Origin of the sequence: Bradyrhizobium sp. (assembly GCF_035701725.1) — a bacterium.
GTDB lineage: Bacteria > Pseudomonadota > Alphaproteobacteria > Rhizobiales > Xanthobacteraceae > Bradyrhizobium.
The window spans coordinates 1-9,695 of record NZ_DASSRP010000321.1 but is presented as its reverse complement, the minus strand read 5'-3'; the positions used below and the strand labels follow the sequence as shown (position 1 = coordinate 9,695).

The 9,695-nt window shown below is 62.7% G+C and carries 6 protein-coding genes; all 6 read left to right on the top strand.

Annotation, left to right across the window (positions count from 1 at the left end):
- On the top strand, nt 1–987 hold a 987-nt coding region (locus VFL62_RS19345), incomplete at its 5' end, for a flagellar hook-basal body complex protein (RefSeq protein ID WP_325173991.1).
- Between the two features lie 34 nt (nt 988–1,021).
- Nucleotides 1,022–2,893: a flagellar hook-associated protein FlgK gene (flgK, locus tag VFL62_RS19340; protein ID WP_325173990.1), complete on the top strand. Its 1,872-nt coding sequence runs from the start codon at nt 1,022–1,024 to the stop codon at nt 2,891–2,893.
- A 26-nt stretch (nt 2,894–2,919) separates the two neighbouring features.
- The gene (locus VFL62_RS19335) at nt 2,920–4,860 is read left to right on the top strand and encodes a flagellar protein (RefSeq protein ID WP_325173989.1); all 1,941 of its coding nucleotides are present in this window, start codon (nt 2,920–2,922) and stop codon (nt 4,858–4,860) included.
- Nucleotides 4,861–5,106: 246 nt separating this feature from the next.
- Nucleotides 5,107–6,639 carry a hypothetical protein gene (locus tag VFL62_RS19330; protein WP_325173988.1) on the top strand — a complete coding sequence of 511 codons (1,533 nt, stop codon included), beginning with the start codon at nt 5,107–5,109 and terminating at the stop codon, nt 6,637–6,639.
- Nucleotides 6,629–7,873: a hypothetical protein gene (locus tag VFL62_RS19325; protein WP_325173987.1), complete on the top strand. Its 1,245-nt coding sequence runs from the start codon at nt 6,629–6,631 to the stop codon at nt 7,871–7,873. The genes VFL62_RS19330 and VFL62_RS19325 overlap by 11 nt, the downstream gene beginning before the upstream one ends.
- Before the next feature lie 179 nt (nt 7,874–8,052).
- The coding region (locus VFL62_RS19320) for a CocE/NonD family hydrolase (RefSeq protein ID WP_325173986.1) at nt 8,053–9,695 on the top strand (1,643 nt) is incomplete at its 3' end.

Below are 9,695 nucleotides of genomic sequence, written 5' to 3'. Positions count from 1 at the left end.
CATCCGACGACCGGCACGCCTCCCGGCGCCACCATCGGAACATTGCTTGGCGCCATCGACACCATCACTGGAAATACCACCAACCCGAGCACCATCAGTACGACCGGCACGCCCGGCGAGATCACCTTGAACACCGGCCTGGCAAACAATCTGACGATCACGGACAACAATTCGAACGCGGTGTTCTCGCAGCTCGGTTTCTCGGCGGACCCGGCGGCAACCCGGACCGGCGGTGGCGGCACGGGTACTGGCGTCGTGGTCAACTCCGATTTGACGACCTTCGACAACGAAAGCATCAGCGGCGGCGCCATCACGGTCTATAATTCGGCCGGTACGCCGGTCAACGTTCAGCTCCGCTGGGCGCTAGTGGCGCCGAATACGTGGAACCTGTTTTATCAGAGCAACTCTACCCCGGCGCTGCCGGGCGATACCACCTGGACCAACGTCGGTGCGAATTTCGTCTTCAACTCCAACGGCAACCTGGTGAGCCCGACCGGTGGCGGCGTCACCATTCCAAACCTCACGGTCAACAATCAACAGGTCGGAGACGTCCGACTCAACATTGCCTCGGGCGCGCTGTCGCAATTCTCCTCCACGACCGGTAACGCGACGGTCGGCCAGATCACGCAGAACGGTTTTGCCGCCGGTCAGCTCCAGTCGGTGGCGATCAACAACTCCGGCCTCGTGGTCGGTACTTTTTCCAACGGACAGAACATCGATCTCGCCCAGATCACGCTGTCGCACTTCAACGGCACGAACTTCCTGCAGGCGCTCGACGGTCAGGCCTATGCGGCGACCGCGGAGTCCGGCCCGGCGATCCAGGGTGCCTCCGGCACGATCGCGGGGTCGTCACTGGAAGGCTCCAACACCGACATCGCCGACGAGTTCACGAAGCTGATCGTGACCCAGCAGGCCTATTCGGCCAACACCAAGGTGATCACCACGGCCAACGACATGGTTCAGAGCTTGCTGAGGGTGATCGCTTGAGGCAAGCGCGAATGGTCAAAAGTGGGTAACGAAGATGGGTTTGAGTTCTGCCCTTGCCAGTGCTGTCGCGGGCCTGCGCGCCAACCAGGCCGCGCTCTCGATCACGTCGTCGAACGTCGCCAACGCGAACACGCCTGGGTATATCACCCAGTCCGTCAACCAGATCGAGGTGGCGAGCGGCGGCGCCGGCTCCTCGGTGCTGGTCACCGGCGTCACCCGTGACCTCGACCAGTTCATCCAGGGACAGCTTCGCACCGAAACCGGCGGTGCCGGCTTTGCCAACCAGATCTCGAACATTCTGGGCCAGCTGCAAAGCATTTACGGCACGCCCGGCGGCACCGGCACGCTGGAAACGGCGTACAACAATTTCACCTCCGCCGTTCAGGCGTTGCAGACCAACACCACCGCATTGTCGGCGCAGACGACAGCGTTGAGCGCGGCGCAAGCGCTGGCACAGACGATCAATACGACGTCGCAGGGCATCCAGACGCTGCGCACCAACGTCAACCAGGACATCGGCAACTCGGTGGCGCAGGTCAACACCGACTTGCAGCAGATCGCGGCGATCAACACCAAGCTGCAAAGCCTGGACCCGACCGATCCGTCCGCGGCGACGCTGAAAGATCAACGCGACAGCGCCATCAACGATGTGTCGAAATATCTCGACGTGCGCGCTGTAAACAGCGGCGTCAATGGCGTCAATGTCTTTACGACCACTGGCGTTCAGCTTGTCGGTGACAGCCAGGCATCGCAATTCAACTTCAATTCGGCCGGAACGCTGAGCCCGACTTCGCTCTACAATTCCGATCCGGCCAAATCCGCCGTCGGCGCACTGACCGTGACGCTTCCGAATGGCGCGAGCCTCGATGTCATCGCCAACAAGGTGATCAATTCGGGACAGATCGCCGCCGACATCCAGTTGCGTGACCAGACGCTGGTGCAGGCGCAGACCCAGGTCGATCAGCTCGCGGCGACGCTTTCAAGCTCGCTGTCGGACCAGACCACCCAGGGCACCGCCGTCGCACCTTCCGCGTCGCTCGTCGGCTTCAATGTCGATCTGAGCAATGTCCTGCCCGGCAATTCGATCAACCTGACGTACACGAATAACGCGGGTCAGCAGCAACAGGTGAAGATCGTTCGGGTCGATGATCCGAGCGCGCTGCCGCTGAAAAACGCGCCGGGGGCGAGCCCGCAGGTCATCGGTGTCAATTTTACCGGCGGCATCACGTCGGTGGTATCGCAGTTGAACGCCGCGCTCGGCCAGACGCATCTGCAATTCGCCAATCCATCCGGCAACACATTGCAGATCGCCGCCAACCCGGCCGACAACGTCACCGTGAACTCGGCCTCGACGACGACCACGGTGACGTCGCTGGTCAGCGGCAATCCGCAACTGCCGTTTTTCACCGATGCAGGCTCGCCCTATACCGGTGCGATCACCAGCGCCGGTTCGGAAATGACGGGTTTGGCGGAGCGCATCCAGGTCAGTCCGGCCCTGCTCGCCAATCCCGCCAACGTCACTGTATTCAGCAATTCACCGCCGACGGCGGCCGGCGATACCACGCGCTCCGACTTCATTTTCAAGCAGCTGACGTCCTCGACCTTCACCTATTCGCCGCAGACTGGTCTCGGTTCGACGACGGTGCCGTTTACCGGCACCATCAGCAACTATCTACAGCAGTTCATCGGACAACAGGCCTCTGCGGCGAATTCCGCGACGCAACTGCAGCAGGGCCAGAGCGTCGTCGTCAGCACCTTGCAGCAGAAATTCAATGCGACCTCGGAGGTCAACATCGATTCCGAGCTATCGAACCTTATCTCGTTGCAGAACTCCTACGCGGCCAACGCCCATGTGATGTCGGTCGTTCAGAATATGATGCAGACCTTGTTGCAGGCTCAACGCTAGGTTTCCAGGTGTAAGGCGATCTCCAGATGTCGATTAACAGTATCGGTTTCAACAATTCGCTGTTTGGCCAGGCGGTTCAGAATCTCAACAGCCAGCTCACCGACCTGTCGACGCAGCTTGCGACGGGAGAGAAGTCGACCACTTATTCGGGAATGGGGCTCAATGAGGGTTTTGCGATCGCCGCCCGGGCACAGCTTTCCAACATCTCGGCCTTTACGACCACGATCAGCAACGTCAATACCAGCATCCAGGCCGCCAATACGGCCCTGCAATCGTTGTCCGACATCTCCACGACGGTGCGCAGCAACGCCGTTTCGACGCCGCAAAATCTCAACAGCACCGGCCAGACGGTCGGACAACAGAATGCCGTGAACCAATTGGCGTCAATCGTTGGCATTCTCAACACCCAGGCCGGCGATCGCTTCCTGTTTTCAGGAAGCGCGATCAATACGCCGGCCGTCGCCGACTTCAACGCTATCCTGAATGGCAACGGCACCCAGGCCGGGCTGAAGCAGCTTATCGCGGAACGAGCACAAGCGGATGGCACCACCGGTCTCGGGCGGCTCGTGATCGCATCGTCCTCCGCCACATCGTTCTCGGTCGCCGAAGACGCAGCCGGTTCGCCGTTCGGACTGAAGCTCAGCACGGTCACGTCGAATCTGACCGGCGCCACCGTGACCGGTCCCTCCGGTTCGCCGGCTGCCGTGTCGTTCAGCTTCGGCGCGACCAATCCCAATCCGGGTGATCAGGTTACGCTGAATTTCAATCTACCTGATGGAACAAGCGAATCTGTGCAACTCACGGCTTCGAATACCACGCCGGCGCCCGCGAACACGTTTGCAATCGGCGCGACGCCGGCGCAGACGGCGGCCAATCTCGACTCGGCGCTGAATACGGCGATCGGCAAGCTCGCCAACACTTCGTTGGTGGCGGCCTCCGCCGTCGCGGCGGGCAATGACTTCTTCGATCCCTCGAGCATCGCGATCGGAAATGCCGCCAGCAACCAGCAGTCGCCGGCGGCGCCGATTACGAGCGCGACGAAGCTGTCGGGTACAGCGCCGTCGGATTCGCTCACAACCGGCTTTGCCAACGGGGACTCCATCGCCGTCAACGGCAAGCAGATCACGTTTTCAACATCGTCGCCGACGTCGTTGACGGGCCCCACCTACAACATCAACCCGACCACCGGCACGGTCGGCAATCTGTTGTCGGCGATCGACTCGATCACCGGCACCACGACTCCTTCCTCGATCGACGGCGGTGCCATCACGATCCATACCGACAATGCGGCGGGCTTTTCGATCACTGCCTCATCCTCCGATCCGAACGCGCAGGCAGCACTCGGCGCCCTGGGCTTCGGCGGCGGCAATCCGGCCACCACGACCAATGCCTCCGGCACCACGATCTCGGCGGTGCAGCCGCCGTTGCGCGTGGCCCCGCCGTTTTCGAGTTCAACGACGCTCGTCAACGGTTCGGCCACGACGGTTGCCTGGTACACCGGCAACTCATCGGTCAATCCGCGCGCCTCGTCGGCGGCCCGGATCGATTCGGGTATCACGGTCGATTATGGCGCGCAGGCCAATGAGCAGGCGATCCGTCAGCAGATCGAGGGTGTGGCAGTTTATGCCGCCGTCAGCTTCTCGCCCACCGCGGCCAATTCGCCCGCGCAGGCCGCGGCGCTCTCGTCGCGCATCGCGAACAACCTTGCGTCGAAGCCGGGCCAGCAGACGATTTCGGACATTCAGACCGATTTCGCAGCGGCCCAGACCCAGATGCAAGCAGCGAGCGCTCGACAAACCCAGACACAGACCGTGCTTCAAAATCTCGTCGACTCGACCGAGACCGTTTCGACCCAACAGGTCGCCAGCGAAATCCTGCAATTGCAGACCACGCTGTCGGCTTCCTACCAGACCACCTCGATTCTGGCCGGCTTGAGCCTGACCAAGTTCCTGGCGCCCGGCGCCTAATGAATACGGCGATGGTGGTTGGGGGGCTGACGCACCCGCGAGGGCCATAAAGCTTTCGTTAACCATAGCTGTTTACTTCTCCTAACGCGGGTTAACGCCGCGTTAGCGGCCGTTGGTGCTCATTGACGTTCCGCCGGTCGCGGCGGGATACGATAGTGAGGCCTTGCCATTGAGGTCTTTGGAATGCTGCACGGTAGCGTTCGATTCCAGGTGTCGGAGACGGGTAGGTCGCGGTCGGCCGCTGCGATGGCCGAATTGTTCGCGCCGCTGGATTCACTGCTGATCACAGGCGGCGATTCGCGTCTCGCCATCAATCCGGCGACGGGCCTCAACGAATATGGTTGTCAGTCAACGCCTTGCCCGGAAACGCTGAGCTTTTCCTCCAGTACCGCGACGTCGATTTCGGAGCGGGCCTACGAGCGCGCCCAAGCCGCGCGCGAAGCCTTGATGGCTTCGGCGATCGATGTCGGCATCGAGGCCGCCTTCGACGAGCGCGTCGAGGAGATGCGGGATGAACTGCGCTTCTTGCTGGATCTGAAGCCGGCCCTTGCCGACGTGGTATTTTCGCCGTCCGGCACGGACTCGCAACTTCAGGCGCTGTTTCTGGTCCGGGCGCTGCTCGGACCCGAACTCGTTTCCGTCGTGGTCGCGGCCGACCAGACCGGCAGCGGCACGGTGAATACCTCGCGGGGGTGCCATTTCAGCGCGGCCACCGCGAACGGCGGCCGGGTGCAGAAGGGCGAGCCGATTTCGGGCCTCGGCACCGCCGTCAGCAGCGTCGCGCTTCCGTTGTTCGACGAGGCCGGGCAGGCGAGGCCGCCCGCCGCCAGCGATGCGATCGTGTTCGAGGCGGTCGAGCGCGCGGTCAGCGACCGCGGCAAGGTGCTGCTCCAGGTCATGGATTCCTCGAAATTCGGCTGGCGCGCCCCGAGCGATCAATGCCTTGAGGCGATTACGGCACGGTGGCCGGAACAGGTACAGGTCGTCGTCGATGCCTGCCAGGTGCGGCTTGGCCGCGCGCGGCTCAAGCGGTTGCTTGATCGCGGTCATATCGTGATCGTGACCGGATCGAAATTCTTCACCGGGCCGCCCTTCAGCGGTGCGCTCCTGGTGCCGGGTGCGCTTGCCGCGCGCCTCGATGCCGCGAACAGCATTCCGCCCGGCCTCCTGGAATATTCCAGCCGCAGCGACTGGCCGCAAAACTGGCCGGCCTTGCGGTCGCGCTTTCCGGTCCGGATGAATTTCGGCCAATGGCTGCGCTGGGAAGCCGCGATCGAGGAAATCGGCGCCTATTATCGCGTGCCGGACTCGTTTCGTCAGACGGCGCTTGCGAGTTTCGGCAAGGCAGTCGAACGGTTGGTTGCGGATTCGCCCTCACTTGAACTCCTGCCTTGGCAGGAGCGGCCGATCGATGCCGCCGACGAAGAGATGACGCAGCGGACGATTTTCTCATTCGTGGTTCGGCAAGGCAAACGTCTGCTCTCGCTTGAGGAGTGCCGCGCGCTCTATCGCGCGCTCGCCGGCAATGGCGCGAAGGGCGCCTCGGCGCAGGCTTGCCTGATCGGCCAGCCGGTCGCGCTCGGCCGCGACCCTTCGCCAGCGGCTGCGCTTCGGATCAGCGCCAGCGCACGCCTTGTCTCCGAAGCGTGGTCGCCAAATCCTGATATGGCGCGCCGGGGCCTGCAACGTGCCATCGATGAGGCGGCGGCAGCGCTCGCCAATCTTGAATCGCTGCTTGCGAGCAGGCTGGAACCAACGGGTGCCTCACATGGATCGTGAGCAGACTTCAGACGGCCTTGCGCGCTATCCGAGCGCCGACCGTATCGGATTTGCCAGACTGACGAGGATGGCGTTCGAAGGCGCCGACCTGCGCCCCCTGCGCGACCGGTTGATCGGGCGGATTGCCGACGGCACAGCCAGCGCGGGCGAGGGCCTCGACCTCTCGCTGATCGCCCAGCTTCTCGGCGACAAGCAGACGGGGATGGCGATCCAGGCCGAGGTGCTCGCCTATCACCAACTCTATCGTTCGCCGTGTGCGTCGGAAACGCCGAAACTGCGGGTGCTGGCGCTGGCGGCGGCGATCGACATGGGCGGCAACACACCGATCGAATTTCTGCTGGAGCATTCCGGTATCGAGCTGCAGACGCTCTATGTGGTCGCCGGCGTCGATCTGCCGGTGCCGCTTCCCGAGCATGACGTGGCGATCGTGATCGCCTCGGATTCGGAAGAATGCATCGAGGCCTTGCACAAGATCGACATGATGGCGCCGCGATGGCCGCGGCCGCTGCTCAATCCGCCGCGCCTCGTCCGCAATCTCGATCGCGACAAACTCCATAGCCTGTTGCGCGGCGTGGACGGACTTGAAATCCCCGCAACCCACGACGTCAGCCGCACCGATTTGATGTCGGCCGCGCAATCCGGCGGTCTGTCGGCCATTGCGGATGAGCTGACGTTTCCGGTCATCGTGCGGCCGCGCGGCTCACATGCCGGCGTCGGGCTGGCGAAGATCGATGACGGCGCTTCGCTCGCGCAATACCTCGCGGCGCAAACGGCGCCGGCGTTCTTTGTCGCCCGGTTCGTCGACTATTCGAACGCGGACGGGCTCTTTCGCAAGTATCGCGTCGTCTTCGTCGGCGGCAAGCCGTACGCCTGTCACATGGCGATCGCCGATCGTTGGGATATCTGGTATCTCAACGCCGGCATGGCGTTCAGCGCCGAGAAGCGCGAGGAAGAAGCGCGCTTCATGCGCGACTTCGACGTCGGTTTCGCGTTTCGCCACCGAGCGGCGCTTGCCGCCATTGCGAGCCGGGTCGGCCTCGATTATTTCACGATCGACTGTGCCGAGAACAAGGCGGGCGAGCTTCTGATCTTTGAAGCCGACAACACCGCCGTCGTTCACAACATGGATTCTCCGGACGTGTTTCCGTACAAGGCGCCGCAGATGCGCAAGATCTTCGATGCGTTCGCGGCGATGCTCTATCGGGCAAGGCCCGGGCGCGACCAGGCGGCGTAGTCCCTTTCTGTGCATTTCGTGACGATTTGGTCCGCCATCGCCGGAAATTGACCGGCACGCGGATAAAATAGTGCGCGGCAGACGGTTGCGCGCCGGATCGATGTTGCGCTCTTATCTCTCCCTCGAAAAAATCGGAAAGCGGTCCGCGAAGGCCGCTTCAGGGAGAGGAGCGCCGGGACATGACCGCGCCAGACGAGCAAGACGACATGCTGATCGAATGGGATGTCGGGATTCCCATGGACGACGGCATCGTGGTGCGTGCCGACGTGTTCCGGCCGGTCACGGCCGGAAAGTGGCCGGTGCTTCTCAGCTACGGTCCCTATGCCAAGGGCCTTGCGTTCCAGCGGGGCTATCCGAGCGCGTGGGCGAACATGATCGCCGGTCACCCCGACGTGGCGTCTGGATCGACCAACAAGTATCAGAACTGGGAAGTTGTGGATCCCGAGAAATGGGTGCCGCACGGATATGTCTGCGTCCGCGTCGATTCCCGCGGCACCGGCCGCTCGCCCGGCTATGTCGATCACTTCTCGCCGCGCGAGACGCGCGATTTCTATCAATGCATCGAGTGGGCCGGCGTTCAGCCCTGGTCAAACGGCAATGTCGGGCTCAACGGCGTGTCCTACTACGGCATCAATCAGTGGCATGTCGCCTCGCTGCAGCCGCCGCACCTGAAAGCCATGTGTATCTGGGAAGGTGCGGCCGACTGGTACCGCGACATGACGCATCACGGCGGTATCCTCTCGACGTTCTGGGCCAACTGGTACGACATGCAGGTCAAGACCGTGCAATACGGCCTCGGCGAGCGGGGGCCGCGCAGCCTCGTCACCGGCGCACTGGTGTGCGGCGACGAGACGCTGTCGGATGAACAGCTCGCGCGCAACCGCGCAAGCTTCGGCGATGAGATCCTGGCGCACCCGCTCGACGACGATTATCACAAGGCGCGTTCGCCGGACTGGAGCAAGGTCACAGTGCCGTTCTTGTCGGCGGCCAATTGGGGCGGGCAGGGGTTGCACCCGCGGGGCAATTTCGAAGGTTTTGTTCGCGCCGCTTCGACGCAGAAATGGCTCGAATGCCACGGGCTCGAGCACTGGACTCATTTCTACACCGACTACGGCCGCGAATTGCAGCGCCGGTTCTTCGATTACCATCTCAAGGGCGCGGCGAACGGCTGGGACAAGCAGCCCAAGGTCCAGCTTCAGGTGCGCCATGTCGACGGATTCGTCGAACGTCAGGAGAGCGAATGGCCGCTGTCTTCGACGCGCTGGACCAAATTCTATCTCGATCCCAGAAATCAGATATTGTCCTTGCAGCCGCCGTCGGAAGATGCGGACCTCAGTTTTGCGGCGGACGGCGATGGGCTGACGTTCCTGTCAGAGCCACTTTCGGAAGCAACCGAGATCACCGGACCGCTCGCGGCGAATTTGCGGATCTCCTCCAGCACCGAGGATGCCGACATCTTTCTGGTGTTCCGCGTCTTCACGGCAGACTTGCGCGAGATCACCTTTCTCGGCGCGATCGATCCGCACACCCCGGTTGCGCAGGGCTGGCTGCGCGCCTCGCATCGCAAGCTGGATGAGAAGCTGTCAAAGCCGTATCGGCCATACCACAGTCACGACGAAGTGCGGCCGCTTGAACCGGGCAAGGCGGTCGATCTCGCCGTCGAGATATGGCCGACTTCCGTTGTCGTTCCGAAAGGATACCGCATCGGCCTCAGCGTGCGCGGTACGGATTACAGGTGGCAGGCCAGCACCGGAGCCAGGCTCTCCAATTTCAAGAATGAACTGCTTGGATGCGGGCCGTTCCTGCACGACGATCCGCGCGA